General features: G+C 70.1%; 19 protein-coding genes. 4 read left to right on the forward strand and 15 right to left on the reverse strand.

What is annotated here, in order from left to right:
- Window positions 1-11: 11 nt before the first annotated feature.
- The 5 genes from murQ to DEJ19_RS07125 all read right to left on the reverse strand — a co-directional run bounded on the left by murQ (window position 12) and on the right by DEJ19_RS07125 (window position 3831).
- Entirely contained in the window at window positions 12-935 is a 924-nt protein-coding gene (murQ, locus tag DEJ19_RS07105; RefSeq protein ID WP_111234200.1) for an N-acetylmuramic acid 6-phosphate etherase, read from the reverse strand.
- 8 nt (window positions 936-943) lie between these two features.
- Window positions 944-1831 carry a MurR/RpiR family transcriptional regulator gene (locus DEJ19_RS07110; protein WP_181441637.1) on the reverse strand — a complete coding sequence of 296 codons (888 nt, stop codon included), beginning with the start codon at window positions 1829-1831 and terminating at the stop codon, window positions 944-946.
- Between the two features lie 200 nt (window positions 1832-2031).
- Complete coding sequence (locus tag DEJ19_RS07115; protein ID WP_111234202.1) at window positions 2032-2511, reverse strand: DUF4395 domain-containing protein; 480 nt, start codon at window positions 2509-2511, stop codon at window positions 2032-2034.
- Entirely contained in the window at window positions 2508-2987 is a 480-nt protein-coding gene (locus DEJ19_RS07120; protein ID WP_284176595.1) for a thioredoxin family protein, read from the reverse strand. Before DEJ19_RS07120 ends, DEJ19_RS07115 begins: the two co-directional genes overlap by 4 nt.
- Window positions 2988-3078: 91 nt before the next feature.
- Window positions 3079-3831, reverse strand: coding sequence for a hypothetical protein (locus DEJ19_RS07125; protein WP_111233932.1), 753 nt, complete (start codon window positions 3829-3831; stop codon window positions 3079-3081).
- Window positions 3832-3922: 91 nt separating this feature from the next.
- On the opposite strand from DEJ19_RS07125, the gene DEJ19_RS07130 reads away from it, so the two are divergent.
- A complete protein-coding gene (locus DEJ19_RS07130) occupies window positions 3923-4141 on the forward strand; it encodes a DUF1653 domain-containing protein (protein ID WP_258377458.1) in 219 nt (72 codons plus the stop codon).
- A gap of 63 nt (window positions 4142-4204) precedes the next feature.
- On the opposite strand, the gene DEJ19_RS07135 is transcribed toward DEJ19_RS07130, so the two are convergent.
- From DEJ19_RS07135 to DEJ19_RS07155, 5 genes are all read right to left on the reverse strand, one after another.
- Window positions 4205-4645 carry a hypothetical protein gene (locus tag DEJ19_RS07135; RefSeq protein WP_146250708.1) on the reverse strand — a complete coding sequence of 147 codons (441 nt, stop codon included), beginning with the start codon at window positions 4643-4645 and terminating at the stop codon, window positions 4205-4207.
- Between the two features lie 257 nt (window positions 4646-4902).
- The gene (locus DEJ19_RS07140) at window positions 4903-6360 is read right to left on the reverse strand and encodes a hypothetical protein (protein WP_146250709.1); all 1458 of its coding nucleotides are present in this window, start codon (window positions 6358-6360) and stop codon (window positions 4903-4905) included.
- Window positions 6357-6617, reverse strand: coding sequence for a hypothetical protein (locus tag DEJ19_RS07145; RefSeq protein WP_146237741.1), 261 nt, complete (start codon window positions 6615-6617; stop codon window positions 6357-6359). Before DEJ19_RS07145 ends, DEJ19_RS07140 begins: the two co-directional genes overlap by 4 nt.
- On the reverse strand, window positions 6604-7401 hold the full coding sequence (locus DEJ19_RS07150; protein ID WP_258377461.1) for an ABC transporter ATP-binding protein: 798 nt from the start codon (window positions 7399-7401) through the stop codon (window positions 6604-6606). Before DEJ19_RS07150 ends, DEJ19_RS07145 begins: the two co-directional genes overlap by 14 nt.
- 2 nt (window positions 7402-7403) lie before the next feature.
- Window positions 7404-7658 (reverse strand): hypothetical protein, encoded by a 255-nt coding sequence (locus DEJ19_RS07155; RefSeq protein WP_111233936.1) that lies wholly within the window; start codon window positions 7656-7658, stop codon window positions 7404-7406.
- Between the two features lie 136 nt (window positions 7659-7794).
- Here DEJ19_RS07155 and DEJ19_RS07160 point away from each other — a divergent pair, with 136 nt between their 5' ends.
- Together DEJ19_RS07160 and DEJ19_RS07165 are read left to right on the forward strand one after the other, a co-directional pair.
- Window positions 7795-11304 (forward strand): TM0106 family RecB-like putative nuclease, encoded by a 3510-nt coding sequence (locus DEJ19_RS07160; RefSeq protein ID WP_111233937.1) that lies wholly within the window; start codon window positions 7795-7797, stop codon window positions 11302-11304.
- An 83-nt stretch (window positions 11305-11387) separates the two neighbouring features.
- Complete coding sequence (locus DEJ19_RS07165) at window positions 11388-11702, forward strand: hypothetical protein (protein WP_111233938.1); 315 nt, start codon at window positions 11388-11390, stop codon at window positions 11700-11702.
- A 208-nt stretch (window positions 11703-11910) separates the two neighbouring features.
- Here DEJ19_RS07165 and DEJ19_RS07170 read toward each other — a convergent pair whose 3' ends face one another.
- From DEJ19_RS07170 to DEJ19_RS07190, 5 genes are all read right to left on the reverse strand, one after another.
- Window positions 11911-12336: an SseB family protein gene (locus tag DEJ19_RS07170; protein WP_146250710.1), complete on the reverse strand. Its 426-nt coding sequence runs from the start codon at window positions 12334-12336 to the stop codon at window positions 11911-11913.
- 95 nt (window positions 12337-12431) lie between these two features.
- Entirely contained in the window at window positions 12432-13235 is an 804-nt protein-coding gene (locus tag DEJ19_RS07175; RefSeq protein ID WP_110865118.1) for an SDR family oxidoreductase, read from the reverse strand.
- 157 nt (window positions 13236-13392) lie between these two features.
- On the reverse strand, window positions 13393-14058 hold the full coding sequence (locus tag DEJ19_RS07180) for a GOLPH3/VPS74 family protein (protein WP_111233940.1): 666 nt from the start codon (window positions 14056-14058) through the stop codon (window positions 13393-13395).
- 76 nt (window positions 14059-14134) lie between these two features.
- Window positions 14135-14926 (reverse strand): HNH endonuclease family protein, encoded by a 792-nt coding sequence (locus DEJ19_RS07185; RefSeq protein ID WP_258377459.1) that lies wholly within the window; start codon window positions 14924-14926, stop codon window positions 14135-14137.
- A gap of 71 nt (window positions 14927-14997) precedes the next feature.
- Window positions 14998-18387 carry a DEAD/DEAH box helicase gene (locus tag DEJ19_RS07190; protein WP_146250711.1) on the reverse strand — a complete coding sequence of 1130 codons (3390 nt, stop codon included), beginning with the start codon at window positions 18385-18387 and terminating at the stop codon, window positions 14998-15000.
- A gap of 436 nt (window positions 18388-18823) precedes the next feature.
- Between DEJ19_RS07190 and DEJ19_RS07195 the strand changes: the two genes are divergently transcribed.
- Window positions 18824-19825, forward strand: coding sequence for a helix-turn-helix transcriptional regulator (locus tag DEJ19_RS07195; RefSeq protein WP_111233942.1), 1002 nt, complete (start codon window positions 18824-18826; stop codon window positions 19823-19825).
- Window positions 19826-19846 lie beyond the last annotated feature (21 nt).

Below are 19846 nucleotides of genomic sequence, written 5' to 3' on the forward strand. Positions count from 1 at the left end.
GGAAACGGGGTCTACAGCACGGCGCGCAACGAGCCAGCAGCAGCATCGAGGCGAGCACGCACGACGGCAGCCGAGGCGCCGGTCAGGATCACGGCGATCGCGGTCTTCACCTCGCCGTCCGAGGCGTCGAGTGCGGCCTGGACCTCGGCGGAGGCAGCGCCCGTGACGTCCTGCACGAGCGAGAACGCCCGGGCGACGAGCTTCGCGTTCGTCGCGCGCACGTCGACCATGCGGTTGCCGTACGTCTTGTGGCTGCGCACCATCGCGAGCGTGGTGAGCATGTTCAGGACGAGCTTCTGCGCGGTGCCCGCCTTCAGGCGGGTCGACCCGGCGATGAACTCGGGGCCGACGACGACGTCGATGGCGATGTCTGCCTCCCGCCCCGCGGCCGAGTCCGGGTTGCACGCGACGGAGACCGACAGGGCGGAGCGGCGCCGGGCCTCCAGGATGGCTGCGATCACGTAGGGCGTCCTGCCGGACGCGCTGATCCCGACGACCACGTCGTCCGCCGTCAGGCCGAGCGCGTCGAGGTCGCGGACGGCGGCGGCTTCGTCGTCCTCCGCGCCCTCCACCGCGGTGGTCAGGGCGGGGTCGCCGCCGGCGATCACGCCGACCACCTGGCTCGGGTCGGTACCGAAGGTGGGCGGGCACTCGCTGGCGTCGAGGACGCCGAGCCGGCCCGGCGTGCCGGCGCCGACGTAGACGAGTCGGCCACCACGCGCGAACGCTGCGGCGATCGAGTCTGCCGCCAGGGCGATGGCCGGGAGGCACGGCTCCAGCGCCGCAGGCACGCTGCGGTCTCCGGCGTTCATGCGTTGAGCGGCTTCCAGGGTGGAGATCGTGTCGATGTCGTCCAGCGAGTGGTCGGTCGCCTCGGTGGTGAGGGCCGCGAGTTCGTCGCGGAGGGCGTCGTGGGTCTCGTGCCTTGTGGTCATGGTGATGCTCAGTTCCGGTGGTGGGTGCGGACGGCGTCGCGGCTGCGGGCGAGGAGCGGCTGGGAGCGCTCGTCGGTGCGCTGCGCGACGACGATGAACAGGGTGTCGACGATGGCGAGCTGGCTCATCCGGCTGCCCATGGCCGCGGGGCGCAGGGCACTCTCGGCACCGGCGACACCGAGCAGGACGTGGTCGGCGGTGGTGGCGAGCGGGGCGGACGCGTGGCCGGTGATCGCGATGATCGTGGCGTGCTGTGCTCGGGCGGCGTGGGCGACCTCGAGGGTCTCGACGGTGGAGCCCGAGTGGCTGACGAGCACCAGGACGTCGTGCTCGCCGATGACGCTCGCCAGGGTCAGGGCGTTGTGCGGGTCGTCGGCGATGGAGCTCACGATGCCGATGCGTTCGAGCTTGAGGTGCAGGTCTCGGGCGACGATGCCGCTCGCGCCGACGCCGTAGAGGACGACGCGGCGGGCGTCGCTCACGGCTGCTGCCGCTGCTTCGAGCGCGTGCGGGTCGAGTGCGGCGCGGGTGTCGGCCATCACCGCTCGGACGTCCTCGGTGACCTTCGCGATGACGGTGGCGACGTCGTCGTCGACCGCGACCCCGGCGTGGATCTCGGTGGATTCACGCTCGTGGATCCCGCGTTCGACGGCCCGCGTCATGCTGCGCTGCAGGGCGGCGAAGTTCGCGAAGCCCAGGTGCTGGGCGAAGCGAGAGACGGTCGCGGGGGAGACCCCGGCCCTGCCGGCGAGGTCGGTGGCGTTGGTGGTGGCCGCGGCTGCCGGGTCCTCGAGGACGGCGTCGGCGATGGCACGCATGCTCGACGGCATGCTCGCCGACTGGGTCCGGACGAGGGCGAAGGCGTCGGCGCGCTCGGATCGCTCGGTGATCGTCATCCCGCTATGAAAGCGCATTGCATGGATCGGCGCTAGGGCTGCAAGTTACTTTCGTGTTTCGTCGGGGTGTTGGGGGCGCGTGCGGGCGTGCGTGCGCTTCGAGCAAGTTGAGGGCGGGGCAGAGCCGTGTTCTGGAGCCGAGCACCTGTCGGACGCTGGCGGTGTGGTCGAGGCGAGGCGGGCCTCCAGGCCGGACGCTGTCAGGCGACGCCGCGCCGCGGACGGAAGACGCCCGCCCAGACCAGCCACACGTAGAGCAGGCAGCCGATGCACACGTCGAAGACAGCGTTGAGGAACGCGGCGACCAGGGCGACTGCGGCACCGATCGGGGCGGCGTACGGCACGCCGAGCAGTGCGAGGAGCAGGGCGACCGCGGTCACGAACAGGCCGACCTGCTGGGCGAAGGTCGGGGGCTCCGGGGCCTCGAGTTCGGCGGGCGGGGCGAGGCGTGGGCGGACCACCCGTCGGAAGAGTGCGCCGTAGGGGTGTCGGCGGATGCCGGCGATGCCTCCGACGGCGAACAGTACGACGATGACCGCGAGCAGCACGATGCCGGCGACCCACGTCTCGGGGATCAGCGTGAGGACGATCGTCGCGGCGAGGAGCACCGTGGTGATGGCGGCGCCGAAGCGTGGGGAGCGCGGGTCGATGCCGCGGTCGGTGTCGTTCGTGGTGGTCATCGGGACTCCTGGGTGCCGGTGGTGCCTGCGGTGCCTGTGCTGCCTGCGGTCAGGACGGCGTCGAGGGCTGCGGCGAGCTCGGGTGGGCGGGGTGGGCCTCCGAAGCGGGTGTGGACCGAGCGGTCGGCGTCGAGCAGCAGGACCGTCGGGGTCTGCATCACGTCGAAACGCCGGGCGAGCTCGGGGTGTTCGACGAGGTCCACCTCGATGCGGCGAACGCCCTCGTGCTGGTCCGTGACGACGGCGAGCTGGCGCCGGGTGGCCGGGCACCGCGCACAGGTCGGCGTGGAGAACTGGACGAACGTGGCGGCGGTGCCGTAGTCGGTGTCGAGCGCGAGACCGTCTGCGTCCTGCCTCGTCGACGAGGCGGTGCCCGTCGATCGGGCTCGACCGGTCCGGTGGCGGAGCAGGAGACCGAGGACCGTCGCGAGCGCGATGACCCCGACGAGCACGGCCACTGCGGTTCCGACGGTCACACGGCGACGGTACGCGCAGCCGACGAACTGCTGTCGAACGTGACCGGATGTGACGCCGAGCTGTGCGCGTCGCGCCGGGCTTGGCAGGTACTCAGTCCTCGGGGAGCGTGCGGACCCACTGCTCGAACGCGGCGGCGTCGTCGTCGCTGAAGACGGCGGAAGGCCGCGACTCGTCCTTCGCCGAGTGCAGGAACAGCGTGCCGTCGGCCATCCCCGGCGTCGCGTCGTCGAGGATGGACGACTTCGCAGCGACGCCCTTCCTGGTGAGGAAGGTCAGCTGTTCGCCGTTCGCCGATTCTGCGATCGCCGCTTCACCGTCGAAGAACGAGGCGAGCTCCACCACCAGGAACGCGGTGGCACCGTCCTGCGTGGTGAGGGCGACGGCTGGCTTCGTCCGACCCTTGCCGAAGGGGTGCTCGACGGCCGTGGCCGTGACTCCCGAGCCGGTCCACGGTCGCACGTCGGTCAGGGGGAGCCTGGCGGTGACCCGCGCTGCGGGTCGTTTCGGCGGGAGGGCGGCCTGGAACAGCAACGTCCCGATCACGACCGCGAGGAACCAGGCGTACGGCGAAAACGTCTTCGTCGCGATGAGGACGAGGAAGCCACCCAGGAACCCCGCCCCGACCAGGTTCGGCCACCGCCTCGACTCCTGACGCAGGCCGAGCGGCCACACCACGGCGCCGTACACGAGTCCGACGACCGTGGGGACCCAGAAGGCCGATGGGCGGATGACGCCGGCGTGGAAGTGCAGCCAGACGTCCGCGCCCGCCATGACGACCGCCATGACGACGAAGAAGACGCGCTGTGCGCGACGGTCCCGCTCGCGCGTGCTCAGTGCGGTCATGTCGTTCCCCCGTGGTGCTCGTTCCCCGTGCTGCTCAGTCAAGCAGAACGCGCGGTCATGGTCCCACCGCTCGGGCCGTACCCTCGGTCGGGTGACTGACGACGTGACCGCGGGCCGCTACCGGCACTTCAAGGGCAACGATTACGAGGTGCTGCTCGTCGCTCGTGACGTGGAAACCGAGGAGCCCGTGGTCGTGTACCAGGCGCTGTACGGCGAACGCGCACACTGGGTGCGCTCGCTCGCCGAGTTCACGGCACACGTGACACGTGACGGGTACGACGGCCCGCGGTTCGTACCCTTGACCGACTGATCGCGGAGGCCGGACTGTTTGCCGGCCCGCTGAGAGCGCTCATGTCCGGCGGTTGGCGAGGGTTCACTGTCGGCTGGACTGTTCTCGGCGCTCGGGGAACTTTGACGAGCGGGCAGACCTGACGGCGTCGCGCAGATTGGCGCCGTCCCCGACCGGGAAAAGCAGGGTGCCAAGGTGACCTACCCCGATCGAGGCGAGAACGACCACCTCGATGACGTGGGTCGCGAAGATCATCGCGGCGGCGCAACACGACGCAACCAGGAGCGGCCCGCTCACCGCGACGACGGCCTCGCGCAGAGGTGGCAAGGAGTTGCGCACAACGTGGGCGAAACCGAGCCTCGCGACGACATGGACGTGCGACCGTTGCGCCGACAGCAGGCCAATGGCGAGGAGATGACCGAGTTCATGGCAGAGATTTGAGACGAGAAACGCGAGCACCGCCAGCAACGGTCCGTACGTCGCTCCGCTGCCGAGAAGCGTCGCCATTGCGAGTGCGGTCGTCACCGTCAAAGGAAGTGCCGCAGAACCGATGACTGCCAGGACGAGGCGCACGTACACCGAGAATCTCTTCGCATCGCCAGAATCCACAAGCGCTCCCGCAGTGAATGCCGTTCTCCATCGGCTCTCGCCTCCAGCGATGAATCCGTGGTCGATCGCTGCGCGACGCCTCGCGTTCGTGTCGGTCCGGAGCGACAGTGCGAACTCTTCACATCGAACGGCAAGGCCCTCCGGACTACAGCACGGCGGCAGCAGTCGGGAGATCATCGGGACGAGGTCAGTCGGATGCACGTGGTCACCGACCCTGCTACCAGTAGGCAGATACAGCAGATACTTCCGAGCACCTTCAATGGTCCAGCGAGCTGATCCAGATAGGAGATGAGGGAGCTGCATCCCAGGTACAGCACGGTCGTCAGCATCAGGCCGACGCTGCCTGACATGGGCTGTGTGTCGCTCCACGGGACGAGGGCGCCAGCGAGTGTCGCTGACAGGAAGAGCAGCGTCGCACGGAAGACCATCCCCGGGAGCTCGTCGAATTGGACGACGCCCAGGAGGAGGGCTGCGCCGCTCAAGCCTGTCCAGGCAAGGGCAGCGGCGACGATGTGCGCCACTGCAACGGGCGCGAACCACCACGTGCGGCGACGACCGAGCGCGGTGCCGGTCCAAGCCCATGGCAGGACGCGCCCCGGGCCGAAGAGGACGAGAGCACATCCCGCCGAAGGAACCGCCATGGCCAAGCCGTCGCGTACCTCTGCTGGAACGTTCGGCGGGAGCGCCCACGCCGTTGTCGCCAACAAGCAGATTGCGCCAGCAATCGCTAGGGAAGTCTGCGGCGCACGAATCATCACCAGGAGCTGAGAGAGGAAAGGCCCCTGCGGTCCACGGAGTATCCGATCGGCAGGGAGAAGCGCGAACGCGGACGGGACCGCCTTTGAAGTCGAGATCTTGCTGACTGCCCACACGAACACAATCGTCACGACGAAGTAGCTCACGAAGACCGGCCACGCCAGATCAGGCCTCCGGCTGGTCGCGACATCGCTGATCAGCCTTGGGAGGGACAATGCGGGCGCATCATCGGTAGCCAAACCCGAGGGCACGATGACGCCGGGGCCGAAAGCGACGAGCGCAGCGCCGATCGTCACTGCGCCACTGATCGTCGACGAGACGGCGAAGGGTGTTCGGAGCCAAGACTGCATCAAGCTCCCTACTGCGTGCAGCAGGCCTTGGGCGAGCGCTTCAACGAGAGCGACGCCCGCGAGAAGCGCGACCACGTATCGCGTCGCCTCGCTGAGGTCGAGAACACGACCTGCCACGAGCATCGCCGGGACGCACAGCGCCGTCGAGCCGATTGTGGTGAGCACGGTCAGTGGAAGCGATCTGCCGATTGCTCGAGCGCTGTTCGTCACCGGTAGGAGGCACAGAAGGTGGTCGAGGGCCGAGCCCGCTGGGGCAGTGAGCGCGAGGACGACCGTCACCAGCGCCGCGCTCAGCAAAGCACCACTCGCCGCGGTCTCCACCATGAACGCTGCGATCGGTGCCGGCACTTGGCCGCTCAACGTCGAGACTGCCGTCAACCCGAGGGCAAGTCCGAGTGCAAGGATGCCTGCAACTGTGAACGCAGCGCAGAGGAGGACTCGCCGACGTGAGACGTTGAAGGCTCCAGCGAGTTCTGATATCCAGACCAACGCGGTGGCGCGCGCGACCGTGATGGTCTGACTCACGGGTGGGGGCGAGCGCGAAGGCGCAGGGCTGCGTAGCCGACCGTGATGAGAACGACCGTCACGAGAAGCCCCAACCCGTTCGGCGTGAACTCCACCGATGGCAGCCCGTTCTCCGTGCCGACTGTGGCCGAGAACACGAACGGAATCTCAGCGGGTGTCCCACTGACGGCTGAGGTGGCGATCGTGGCAGCGATGGCAAGGAAAGTGATAGCGATGCCGAGCACGAGCCCGATGAACGTCACGCTAGCGGTCTTCATGAATTTCCTTTTCGTCGGGGGTGAACAGGGCACGGAGCCGGTCGGCGCGGGTAGCCATCGACGAAGCGCTGCTGATCCGCGCGGAGAAGCACTGGCCGACCGAGCCATGGCTGGAAACGATCTCCCGGGTGCGACCTGAAGCAACAATTGCTCCGTTGTGCAGCATGGTTATGGCCTCACAATGCGTCTCGGCGCGCAACAGGTCGTGCGTCGCCATGAGGACCGCTCCGCCTGCCGCGGTGAACAAGGAGAGGCATTCTTGGAGGACTTGCGCTGTGTCCGGGTCCAACCCCCTGAACGGTTCGTCGAGGATGAGGAGCGAGGGACTGTGCGCGAGCGCACACACCAATTGAAGCTTTCGCTTCATGCCGTGGGAGTACGAGGAGATCGGCTTTGAGAGTGCGTTTCGTACCTGGAGGACACGTGCGAGGGACATTGCTCGGGACGAGTCATCGCGGCGACGGAGTGAATCATGCAGGCGCAGGTACTCGCGGCCCGTCAAAGACTGGGGAAGCGGGAGATCATCGGGTGCGAAACCGAACCGCATCCGAGCGACGGCTTGGCTGACCGTCACGCCATGGTGAAGGACTGATCCGCGGTCCGGGTCGATGATGCCCGTGATCACATGCAAGGCTGTACTCTTCCCGGAGCCGTTCGAGCCGAGGAGCCCGTGAATGCTTCCGGGGACGATGGTCATCGAGAAGTCGACCAGTGCAGGGCGCCCGCTGTACGACTTGTCGACTCCGATCACCTCCAGGACAGTATTCACGGGCTCCTCGTGCATGTTCACTTTCGGCAGTACACCTTCCATGTGCCGCCGGCACTGAAGGACGGCATGTCCATTGCCGGGTACATGCCCTTGTTCTGGCAGGTGATCCACCACGCGGTGATGAGGCCGACCGCGAGCAACAGCGCGATCGCGATGAGCACGAGCACAACGACTCGGTCCTGTTTGAGAGCGAGCCGATCACGGATCGATTCGACTCTGTCGGTGATCGCCGATTGTGAATAGAGCGCTCCGTTGAGCACGAGGTTCGACATGAACCATCCCCTTTCTGGTCGAGCGTTAACGTATCACCGACGGAATCTAGTATGTCAAGAGCGAGTTCGAAGAACCCGTCCCGTTGTCTGACGCCGCCCCTAGGCTTTCAGCGCACCGGAGAGCAAGGGGGAGCGCATGCAGATCGGCGTCGACGGGCACGTGCTGCTCAGCCCGAGTGACCTGAGCACGTGGTCGGCCTGCGAGTGGGCGTTCCTCCGCCGCCTCGACGCCAAGCTCGGCCGCGGGGAAGCCCTGCCGGACGTGCACGACGACATGCTCGAGCGCACGGCTCGGCTGGGGGACCAGCACGAGCTCGACTACCTCGACATCCTCAAGCAGACCCGCAACGTCGTCGAGTTCGACCGCCCCGCCCCGCCGGACTACGCACGCGCCGCAGCCGAAGCACGACAGGCCTTCGCCGACGGTGCCGATGTCCTGTACCAGCCGACGTTCCACGCAGCACCGACGGCAGACGCCCCCGGCTTCATCGGCTTCGCGGACTTCATCATCCGCAACGACCGCGGCGAGTACGAGGTCTACGACACCAAGCTCGCCCGCCACGCCAAGATCAGCGCCCTGCTGCAGCTCGCCGCGTACGCCGAGCAGATGCAGGCGCACGGCATCCCGACCGGGCAGCAGGTGCACCTGGTGCTCGGCGACCGGACGACCACCACGCACGACCTCGCCGACATCGCGCCGGTGTACCGCACGCAGCGCGCCGAACTGCAGCGGGTCATCGCCGAGCGCATCGCCGCCGACGAGTCGCTGCGGTGGGGCGACCCGCGCTACTCGAGCTGTGGCCGATGCGAGGTCTGCTCGACACAGGTCGCTGAGCACCGCGACCTCGTCCTCGTCGCCGGCATGCGCCTCGATCAACGAGCGAAGCTGATCAAGCACGAGGTGCGGACGATCGACGACCTGGCGGTCCGCACCCGGGCAGTACCAGGCTTGTCCCGCGCGACGCAGGATCGGCTGGTACGCCAGGCGAGCCTCCAGATCGAGTCGGAAGACGCCCGACGGGCGGGCGCCGACGGGCCGGGCCAACCCGTCAAGCCGCGCTTCGAGGTCCTCGACGCCCGTGCGCTCGACGCGATCCCGGCGCCCGACCCGGGCGACGTCTTCTTCGACTTCGAGGGAGACCCGCTGCACACCGAGGACGGCGTGCACTGGGGCCTCGACTACCTGTTCGGCCTGGTCGACGACCGCGCCGAGTTCACCGCGTTCTGGGCGCACACCATCCGCGACGAGCGAGGTGCGCTGGAGCAGTTCCTCGCGTTCATCGAGGCCCGGCGGCAGCAGTACCCGGGCATGCACATCTACCACTACGCCGCCTACGAGCGGACGCACCTGCTGTCGCTCGCCGCCCGGCACGGGGTGGGTGAAGAGGCCGTCGACGACCTGCTGCGCGCCGGCGTCCTGGTCGACCTGTACCCGATCGTCCGCAAGGCCCTGGTCGTCGGAAGCCACAGCTACTCGATCAAGAAGCTCGAACCGCTGTACATGGGCTCGGACCTGCGCGAGAGCGACGTCACGAACGCCGCGGACAGCATCACCGCCTACGTCGACGCGATCGAGGAACTCCGGAACGGTGACGCCGTCGAGGGGCAGCGGATGCTCGACCAGGTCGCCGACTACAACGCCTACGACTGCCGCTCGACCCTGCGCCTGCGCGACTGGCTCCGCACGCTGCGCACCGACGACCCCGACGCGGCCGACCCGTCGCTCGAGCTCGAGGTCCCACCGATCCCCGTCGAGCGCGAACCGAACCCGGTGTACGTCGCGCTCGCCGCGCAACTCGAGGACGTCGACGCCCTCGACCGCACCCCTGACCAGACCGCGTTGGCGCTCGCCGCAGCCGCGATCGACTACCACCGCCGCGAGGCCAAGACCTTCTGGCAGGACCATTTCGACCGCCTGCGGAACCCGGTCGACGACTGGGCCGACACGCGTGACGTCCTGGTCGTGGAGCGTGCGTCCGTCGAGCGCGACTGGGACACGCTGCCGCGTGCCCGGTCGCAGTCGCGGGAACTCCGGTTGTCGGGGACGCTCGCGCCCGGTTCGCGGCTCCGGCCGGGAGGCACGCCCCACCTGGTCTACGACGACCCGCTTCCGCCATCGGTCGCCTCACCGGGCCCCGGGTCGAAGGGCGCGTCGTCGCGCGCCGTGATCGTGGACGTCTGGGACAACGGCGATGCCGTCGAGGTCCTTGTGAAAGAGGGACTGCCCGTCGGTGGCGAACCGCACCACGAGTTCCCGGTGGCCCTCGCCCCGTCGGCACCGCCCCGCGCGAAGCCCCAGCCCGAGGCGATCGCGTGGTGGGGCCAGGCCGTGCTCGACGAGCTGCCGGCGATGCTGCCCGACCCGGCGCTCGACCTGCTGCGTCGGGTGCCCCCGCGTGGCCCGATCGTCCCGGTGCAGGGCGACGACACGGTGTCGGCCGTCGTGTCGACCCTGCTCGGCCTCGACCGGTCGTACCTGGCGGTCCAGGGCCCTCCCGGTACGGGCAAGACCTACGTCGGCTCGAACGTCGTCGCCCGGCTCGTCCGCGAGTACGGCTGGCGCGTCGGGGTCGTCGGGCAGTCCCACGCGACGTCGGAGAACTTCCTGACCTCGGTCGTGAACGCCGGTGTCCCCGCGGACCGGGTCGCGAAGGTGCCGAAGTCCGGCGCGACCGAGGACGAGCTCGATTCCGCAGCCTGGACCCCGGTGAAGAACGGCGCCGCGGTCGCCGCGTTCCTGTCCTCGTGCGAGGCCTCGGGCACCGGCGGTGTCGTCGGTGGCACGGCCTGGACGTTCGCGAACGAGTCCACGATCGAGCGCCGTTCCCTCGACCTGCTCGTGGTCGACGAGGCCGGGCAGTTCTCCCTCGCCCCGACCATCGCCTCGTCGGTCGCCGCGACCCGGCTCCTGCTGCTCGGGGATCCCCAGCAGCTGCCCCAGGTGTCGCAGGGCTCGCATCCGGAGCCCGTCGACGAGTCCGCGCTCGGCTGGCTCGCCGACGGACAGCACGTCCTGCCGCCGGAGTTCGGGTACTTCCTGGCCCGCACCCGCCGCATGGAGCCCGCGCTGACCCGATCCGTCTCGGCCCTGTCCTACGACGGGCAGCTCGCCTCGATGGTCTCCGGCCGGCACCTCGACGGCATCGACGCGGGTGTGCACCCCGTGCCGGTCGTCCACGCGGGCAACACGACGTCCTCTGCTGAGGAGGCCGCTCGGGTCGTCGCACTCGTCGGTGACGTCGTCGGCCGCACGTGGACGGACGGTTCCGACACCCGGGCCCTGACCGACGAGGACGTCATCGTGGTGGCGCCGTACAACGCGCAGGGGGCACTGATCCGGCAGGAGCTCGACCGCGCTGGCTTCACCGGCACCCAGGTCGGCACCGTCGACCTGTTCCAGGGCCGCGAGGCCGTCGTGTCGATCGTGTCCCTGGCAGCGTCGAGTGCGGCGGACATCCCACGCGGCCTCGACTTCCTACTCATGCCGAACCGGTTGAACGTGGCGATCTCGCGGGCGAAGTGGGCGGCCTACCTCGTGCACTCGCCGGCGCTGACCACCGGACTGCCCCCGTCGATCGCGGGCCTGTCCCTGTTGTCCCGCTTCATCGAGCTCGTCGAGCCTCGCCCGCAGGCTGTCCGAGCCTGACCGCGAAGGCGAGGGACACGCTGGAGGACTGGGCGGGCCGACCCGCGCCGTGGCGCTCTCGGGCGTCGACGGCGGACCTCGTCGTGACGGTTTCACTGTTCGTCGCGACAGCGCTGGCTGGGATCGCCGCTGTGCTCATCGGGTGGGTCTTCGCCGGACTGTCGCAGTACAGCTGTGACTGGGAGACGTCGACGCGGCCGTGCACGCCGTGGGTCGCCTGGCTCCCGAGCGTGGTCGAGAGCATCGTGCTCGTCGCCGTCTTCGTCGGGGGAGCGGTGGTGGCCGCACGGGTTCGGAGGACGAGGTCGCAGGGATGGGCGGTCGCTGTCGGCACCGCGACCGTCATGGTGTTCGTGGTCTCCGTGACCTGGGTGGTCGTCGCGGAGCACGCCGGCTGAGTCAGCGCTGCGTGACGGTTCTGGTTCACGAACCCCGGGGATCGTGAACCAGAACCGTCAACGGCGCGAAACCATGGGTCCGCCCGCCGGCGCTGTGACGCCAGAACGAGGGCTGGCCGGACCAAGCGTCCTCCTGGAACACCTGCACCCGCGCTGGTCGAGGGCGAGCGTGCCACCGCCGAACGGTCTGACTCTCCGACGGAGCGGGTCAGTCGTCGCTGGTCGGGACGCCACCCTGCATCTGCGCCCGCATCTCGGCGAGGACGTCGGCGTGCAGGAAGTTCGCTTCGGCCGCACTCGTCGGGTCGACCACGATGCCGAACTCCTCGGGGAGCGCGGTCACGAGCTCGGACATCGGCACCGGACGTCCCTCGGCGTCAGGCAGGCCGGCGGCGAGTTCGCCCGGGTCGGTGAACACGGGCACGAACGGCTTGTCGCGGATCATGACGTGGGCGACGCTGCCGGCCTCCGGAGAGCCCGTCGGCTTCCAAGGGACCCACGCCGCGCTGCGCAGGAAGCCCGCGGGCGAGGCCGCCATCCTCCGTCGCAGTTCGGCGGCCGCGGTCGGCGGGGCCTTGTCGACGCCTCGGCCGAAGGCTGACCCGTTGGTCTGATCGGTACTCACACCAGCCATGCTGTCACGGTCGGCGGACACGGCGGGGCCGAGCCGCGCCTCCAGGCCGAAGCCCGGCGCACGCGGACGTGAGCCGGGCGTCAGAGGTGACGGTCTCAGTACGCGGCCGACTGCCCGCCGTCGATCGGGACGACCGTCGCGTTGACGTAGGACGCGTCGTCGGAGAGCAGGAAGGCGACGACGGCGGCGATCTCGGGAGCCTCGCCGTAGCGCTTCGTCGGGTTGACCTGGATGAACTCCTCGGCGGCCTTGCGCGGGTTCTCCGCATCGAGCTGCTTCATCGAGTTCTCGACCATGGGCGTCCAGATGGCGCCGGGGGCGATGGCGTTGATGCGGATGCCGTAGCGGCCGTACTCGACGGCCGAGTTGCGGGTGAGCCCGACGACGCCGTGCTTGGCGGCCGCGTACCCGGACTGGTTGCCGATGCCGCGGATGCCGCCGACGCTCGCGGTGTTCACGACCATGCCGGAGCCCTGCTCACGCATGACCTTGAGCACCTTCTCGAGGCCGAGGAACACGCCGCGAAGGTTGATCGACACGACGCGGTCGAACTCGGCGGCGGTGAAGGACTCGGTGGGGTTCTGCTTGCCCTCGATGCCGGCGTTGTTGAAGAAGCCGTCGATGCGGCCGAAGCGCTCGGTGGTAGCGGTGACGTAGGCGTCGACCTGGGCCTCGTCGGACACGTCGGCGACGGTCGTCAGGACCTGCGCGTCGGGGGTGGCCTCGAGCACGGCGGCCTTCGTCGCCTCGAGTCCCTGCTCGGAGACGTCGACGAGGGAGAGCGCAGCGCCCTCGGCGGCCAGGCGGACGGCGGTCGCGCGGCCGAGGCCGGAGCCACCGCCGGTGATGAGGACGACGCGGTCGGCGAAGCGGGTGGTGCCGGTGGTGGTTTCGGGCATGGTGGGAGGCCTCCTGAGGTCTTCGACGGTGAAGGGCTCGGGGTCCGCGGTGGGGCAGCGAGTCCGATCGATGCATCTGCATCGAGATACCTAGACTACACCTGTCGTCTAACGACGCAGTCAGCCGGCGTGCAGGGGCCCCGTCGCGCTGCCGACCTCAGCTCGCGGTGATCGAACCCGTCGCTGCGATGGTGCCCGCCATGATGACGACCATCGTCGCGGCCTCGATCTCCTCGAGTACGGCTTTCACCGCCGGGCTCGCCCAGGTGCCCGAGGTGATCTCCTTGACCAGGTCCTTGTCGACGGCACCGAACTGCTTGCGCAGGGTGTTCGTCGCGTCGAGCAGGCCGATGACCGCGGCGGAGAACGGCGTGGGTCCCGCCCGGCCAGCCAGCACGTCCGCGATGCCCGATCGCAGCAGCGCCTCCGGAGCTCCGTCCCGCTCCGGGTGCTTCGTGGTGGGGAAGAGGCCGAGCACCTTCCCCTGCTCGATGCTGATGACACCGCGCTCGACGAGTCCGGCGAACACGTCGTCGCGCAGCTGGCGCTTGCCGAGTCGGCTCACCCACCACTTCGCCTTGCGCGGTGCACCGGCCGCCGCGATGGAGCCGACCACGCCGTCGAGCACGGGGTCGCCCGTTGCGGCGCCGTTCACGACGGCGACGAGTCCGTCCTGCAGCGAGACGACGCCGCGCAGCGCGAGGTCGGCGAGGACCGCTCCCGCGAGACCCGTGTCGAGCGTCGAACCATCGAGAGCGTGGCGTCCGTCGGGCTCGACCTGGAGGAGCGCGAACGCCTGTGGGACCGTGAGTTGCTCAGCCATGCCCGCAGCCTGCCACGCGGGGCGGAGGTGCGCCGGGCCTCCGAGCCGACACCCAGCGGCGGCAGCCTGCCGGACGTCAGCAGGCGTCCAGCACCCGCACCATCGCGTCCCGCTCCGCCGGAGCCACCCACAGGCGGTACTTCGCCTTCACCGTGACCTGGTGCTCGATGTAGGTGCAGCGGAACGCCTTGTTCGCGGGGAGCCAGGTCGCCGCGTCGCCGGAGCCCTTCTGCGAGTTCGAGCGGCCATCGACCGCGAACAGGTTCACCGGGTCGTTCGCCAGTGCCTGCCGCTCGGTCTCGGTGAGCCGCTGCGCCCCGGTGCGCCAGGCGTTCTCGAGGGCGACGACGTGGTCGATCTGCACGAGCGTCGAGGTCGTGTTGCCGCGCACGAAGTCGACCGTCGCACCCGTGTAGGGCGAGACGAGGGTGCCGGTGAGGACCTTGCAGCGGCCCTCGCGGGTGATGCCGGCGAGGTCGCGGGCGAGGACGTCGTTCCGGGTGTCGCACCCGTTGTGGTCGACGTCGAGCCAGGCGCTGCCGAAGTCACCGGTGCGGTCGTAGCCGGTGGCCGGTGCCTTGCCCTTGACGGGCAGGTCGGCGAGCTGGGTGCGTGCGCGGACCGCGTCGGCGTCGGTTCCGCGGCTGACGGTCGGACTGGAGGCGGGGCTCGCCCCCGTCGACGCCTGCTGCGGTCCGATCGTGGTCGTCTCCCCGGCCGTGGGGCCGCCCGCAGCGTTCGTGCCCGCCGCGTCGGTGTCCGGTCCGAGGACACCGGTGGCGTCGAGCGCGTACCCGCCGACGGCGAGGGCCAGGACGAAGAGGACGGAGGTCAGGGTGATGCGGCTGCGGCGTCGGCGGGACGTCATGCGGTGGGACTCCAGTGGTGCGGGGCGGAACGTGGTGCGGGCGGAACGGTGGTACGGCGGCGGGAGGCGCCTCAGGTCAGCAGCGAGCGGATGTCGTCGGCGGTCAGGTCGTCGGCGAACAGCGCGTCGTCGTCGATCATCGTGGCGAACAGCTCGGCCTTGCGCGCGGCGAGGGCGAGGACCTTCTCCTCGATGGTGTCCTCGGCGATGAACCGCTGGACGCTGACCGACCGGGTCTGCCCGATGCGGTGCGTGCGGTCGACGGCCTGGGACTCGGCGGCGGGGTTCCACCACGGGTCGAGCACGAACACGGTGTCCGCCTCGGTCAGGGTGAGCCCGAAGCCGCCGGCCTTCAACGAGATGAGGAACGCCGGAGCGGTGCCCTGCCGGAAGCGCTCGATGACCTCCGGGCGCTTGCGGGTGGATCCGTCGAGGTACTCGTAGCCGATGCCTCGGGCGTCGAGGGCGTCGGACACCATCCGCAGGAACGAGGTGAACTGGCTGAACACCAGGGCGCGACGGCCCTCTGCCGCGAGCTGTTCGAGCTCGTCGAGCAGCAGGTCGAGCTTCGCCGAGGGGATCGGGGTCGAGCCCGACGTGACGTCCGAGTCTGACGACGACGACCCGGACGACACCAGCGCCGGCGACAGCGCGAGCATCCGCAGCAGCGTCAGCGACCGGAACACGATCATCCGGTTCTTCGACAGATCGTCGATCAGGTCGAGGACCTTCAGGCGCTCCCGGTTCAGGGTGCGCTCGTACAGCTCCCGGTGCGCCGGGTCGAGCGTGACCCGGACGACCTGTTCCTGCTTCGGCGGCAGGTCGGCCGCGACGGCCTCCTTCGTGCGGCGGAGCATGAGCGGCCGGATCCGTCGGCGCAGCCGCCCGGTGAGTTCCTGCCGGGCCTCGCCGCGGAGCTCGGGCGAGGCGAGCGGCTTCACGTAGTCGTCGCCGAACCGGGTCCAGGTGGACAGCAGCCCGGGCGCGACGACGTGGAACAGTGCCCACAGGTCGGTCAGCCCGTTCTCGAGCGGCGTGCCGGTGATCGCGAACTTCACCGGTGCCTGCAGCTCCGAGGCCACACGGTGGGTCTGGGACTGCGGGTTCTTCACGAACTGGGCCTCGTCGAGCACCAGCGCCGACCACGGCAGGTCGGTCCAGGCGCGGGCGTCGAGCCGGAGCAGTGCGTACGAGGTGACGACGATGTCCGACGCGGCGGCAGTGCGCGCGACGAGCCCCGGGTCCTTCAACGACGTCGAGGTCACCGTCGCGACCCGCAGCGACGGCACGAACTTGGCCGCCTCGGCCGCCCAGTTGCCGACGACCGAGGTCGGTGCGACGACCAGGAACGGGGGCGCGTCGGGCTCCGCGGCACGACGGGCGGCCACCATCGCGAGCACCTGCAGCGTCTTGCCGAGCCCCATGTCGTCGGCGAGCACGCCGCCGATGCCGTGCGTCACCAGGAACGACAACCACGCGTACCCGGCGTGCTGGTACGGCCGCAGGTCGGCGTGCACGGTGTCCGGCACGGGGACGTCACCCGGGGGCGTCGCCCCGAGCAGCCCCGAGGCGATCGCCTGCCACCGCTCGTCGTGCGAGGTCTCGTCGGCCAGCAGGTCGAACTCCGACCACAGCCCGGCGTGCAGGGGCGTGACGGCGATCGGCTGGTCGGGCTCCCACTCGTCCAGGTCACGGGCCTCGTCGATGAGCTCCTTGAGCCGGTCGAACGCGGGGTCGGCCAGCGACAGGTACGAGTTGTCGACGAGCTTGAGTCGTCGCTGCCGACCCGCGAGCGCGGTGAGCAGCGGCGTGAAGGGGATCTGCTTGCCGTTGACGCTGACGATGATGCCGAGGTCGAACCAGTCGTGCTTGTCCGACGGCATCGTCGTGACACGGATGTGCGGCCGCCCGCTCAACCGCTCGTAGTCGAGCCGCTCGCCCTGCACGACCGTGCGGACGCCGAGCGACGGCAGCTCGGGCAGGAACTCGTTCGCGAACACCGCGACGTCGGCCCCGTCGATGGTGCCGTCCTGGAACCAGTCCAGTCCGCCACCGGGTCCGGCAGAGCGGACCGGAGGCCCAGCCTGCGTCGCGTCGTCGGCCGTCGTCGTCGCCGTGGTCGCCTCGCCGGTGCCGGCCGGATCGTCGGCGGCGCGGAGCCCGGACAGGTCGGGGAGCGGGCCGTGCAGGGACACCGGGTCCTTCCGGCCGTCGACGTGCCAGCGCCAGTGCAGGTGCACGCGGTCGTCGGTGCGCGGGGCCCGGGCCGGCTCGAAGGTCGCGGTGAGCACGAGCTCCGGCGGGGTGCGCTCGGGTAGCTCCACCGAGCCGTCGGAGCTGACCAGGCCGAGGGCACCGCGCAGCCGGGGTGACCAGTCGGCCAGGAACTCGTCGACCTCGGCGGTCGGCACGATGATCCGGGTGCCCTCGACGAGCATGCGGCGCTGGTCCTCGGGCACCGGCGCCGGGGTCGGTGCGACGGCCACCGTGAACTCGGGGCTCTCGCGGAACACGTAGACGCCGTGGTCGCCGATCATCCGCGCGGCACCGGGCACCACGGGCCGGCCGTCGAGCACGGCACTCGCGCCGATCACCACGGTGTCGTCGTGGCGGGCGACGTCGAGCAGCACCTGTGCCTGCGTGCCGAGGACCGCTCCGCCTTCGCGCTTGCCGGTGACGAACGCGATGTCGAGCGCCGCGGCCTGCTGCAGGAGCGGCCAGAGCAGGGGACTCCGGAAGTCGTCGAGGTGCAGCCAGTCGCTCTCACCCGGCAGGCCCGCCAGCTGCCCGGCACGGTGCAGGGCGGCGAGCTGCAGGAACCAGGCGTGCTGCTCGGCACCGACGCCGAGCCGGTTCTGGGAGTAGGGGAGCGTGCCCCACGTCAGCTGCCCGCGCACCCAGTTGCCGGCGTCACTGCGGGTCACCGGCCGGACGCCGAGCCGCACGCTGCGGGACGGCGCCGGCAGGGCGCGGCCGGCGGCACGGGCGCGCGAGGCGAGCTTGGCGGGGACCGCGTCACGCAACTCGAACTGCAGTCCCATCCGGGTGCCCTGCGGGGTGGGCGCCCGCTCGTCGTCACCGGCGAGGCGGGCGAGGTCGTGCCTCCAGTCCGAGGGCGGCGGAGCCGGCGCTTCCGGGCGTGGGCCGGCGTTCGCGGCGAGGGCGCGGGCGTTGATGGTGAGGAGCGCGGCCGCGACGTGCTTGCAGTCGCCGCCGAGCGGGCAACTGCAGGTGCTGCGGACCGGGCGGACGAAGTCGCCGCGCGCCGGGGTGGTGTCGACGCGGAGTTCGTACGGGTCGTCGGCGGTGCCGGACACGACCGCGGTGACCGTGCCGTCGTCGTCGTGCCAGGTGGCGTCGTCGACCAGGCCGGCGCGGACGACGTCGCGTGCGCGACCGAAGTTCTGCGGCCCGACGAAGCGGATGACGTCGACGGCGTCGATCATCGGGGCAGCAGGCACGGGACCATCGTGCCAGTCACCACCGACGATCCGGGCCGCCACCCTGTGCGACGAACATCTGACAGGACTACCGTCCAACTCGGAGCGCGACGACAGCGGTCCACGGAATCGATTGGAACCTCATGCCGGACCGACTGCGGTGGGTACGCGACTCAGCCGACCACTGGAATGGGTTGCTCGACTCCGAGGTCGTGTGCGACATCACCCGCACTGATTCGTACACCGTCGATTCCCCGGACCACTCGTTGACCGGCGGGCACTCGTCCTTCGAGAGCGCGGCGGCACAGGTGCACGGCTGGGTTCGCTGGACCGGCCGTTAGGCCGCAGAGCGCAACCCGGTTGTACGTCCACCCGCTGCTCCCTAGCGTGAGAGGGCAGGCCGGGGTCCACCGGGAGGTGACCACACCGCTCTGCTCCAGGAGAGAGAGGTGTTCCGATGGCCGACACGACCGAGTCGCAGACGCCCGCTCCGGGGTCCGAGCCTGCTGCACGACCGGCCCCGCCGCGCTCACTCGTGGCCGTGGCCGGTCAGGACACCGACGAAGCCATCAGCTCGCTCGCCGGCATGTACGCCGGCAAGGCCTGGTACTCCCGAGCCCTCGACGAGGACTACTGGTTCAAGTACGTCGGTGTCGGTGACGAACGACTGAGCGTCCGCCGTTCCCAGATGCACGGCTACCTGCGCGGCGACGTCGCCACCGAGGGCGAGGTCGTCGTCCAGTGGCTCGAACGCGGCGAGGCCCGCGTCGACGTCGGCCGCGACGAGGTCCGCATGCAGCCCGGCGTCCCCACGCTGTTCCCCGTCGAGCGCCGGTTCGAGATGGAGTACCAGGACTGGGACCAGCGCCTGGTGCACCTGCGCCGTGACCTGGTGCTCGACGTCGCCGCCGAGGACCACCTGGTCGACGGCACCATGGCGTTCGACACCACCGCCGCGCCGAACCTCACCGCCGTCGGCCTGTGGCGGACCGCCGTGTCCGGCGCGCTCCGTGCGCTGCGCGAGGAGGGCGACGAGTCCCTAGCCTGGCACGAGGCGCAGCGTGACGTCGCCCGGGCCCTGTTCCGCATGTACCCGCTGCAGGCCGAACGGTTCCCCGCGGGCTACGGCACCCGCAGCGACGGACGGCTCCGGGCCGCGGTCGAGTTCATCCAGGCGCACGCCCACCAGCCGTTGACCGTCGCCGACATCGCCGAGGCCGCTGGACTGAGCATCCGCGGGATCCAGGAGTCGTTCCAGCGGGCGTTCGAGCGCTCGCCGATGACGTACCTGCGCGAGGTGCGGCTCGGCCGGGTGCACGAGGAACTGCGGATCCTGGACCCGCAGGCCACCTCGGTGGCGGACGTCGCCCGGCGGTGGGGCTTCGCGCACATGGGACGGTTCGCCTCGGTGTACGCGAACCGGTTCGGGGAGTACCCGCGGGAGACGTTGCGGCGCTGAGGGGCGCGGGCGCTGCCGGCG

The organism is Curtobacterium sp. MCSS17_016 (assembly GCF_003234255.2).
GTDB lineage: Bacteria > Actinomycetota > Actinomycetes > Actinomycetales > Microbacteriaceae > Curtobacterium > Curtobacterium flaccumfaciens.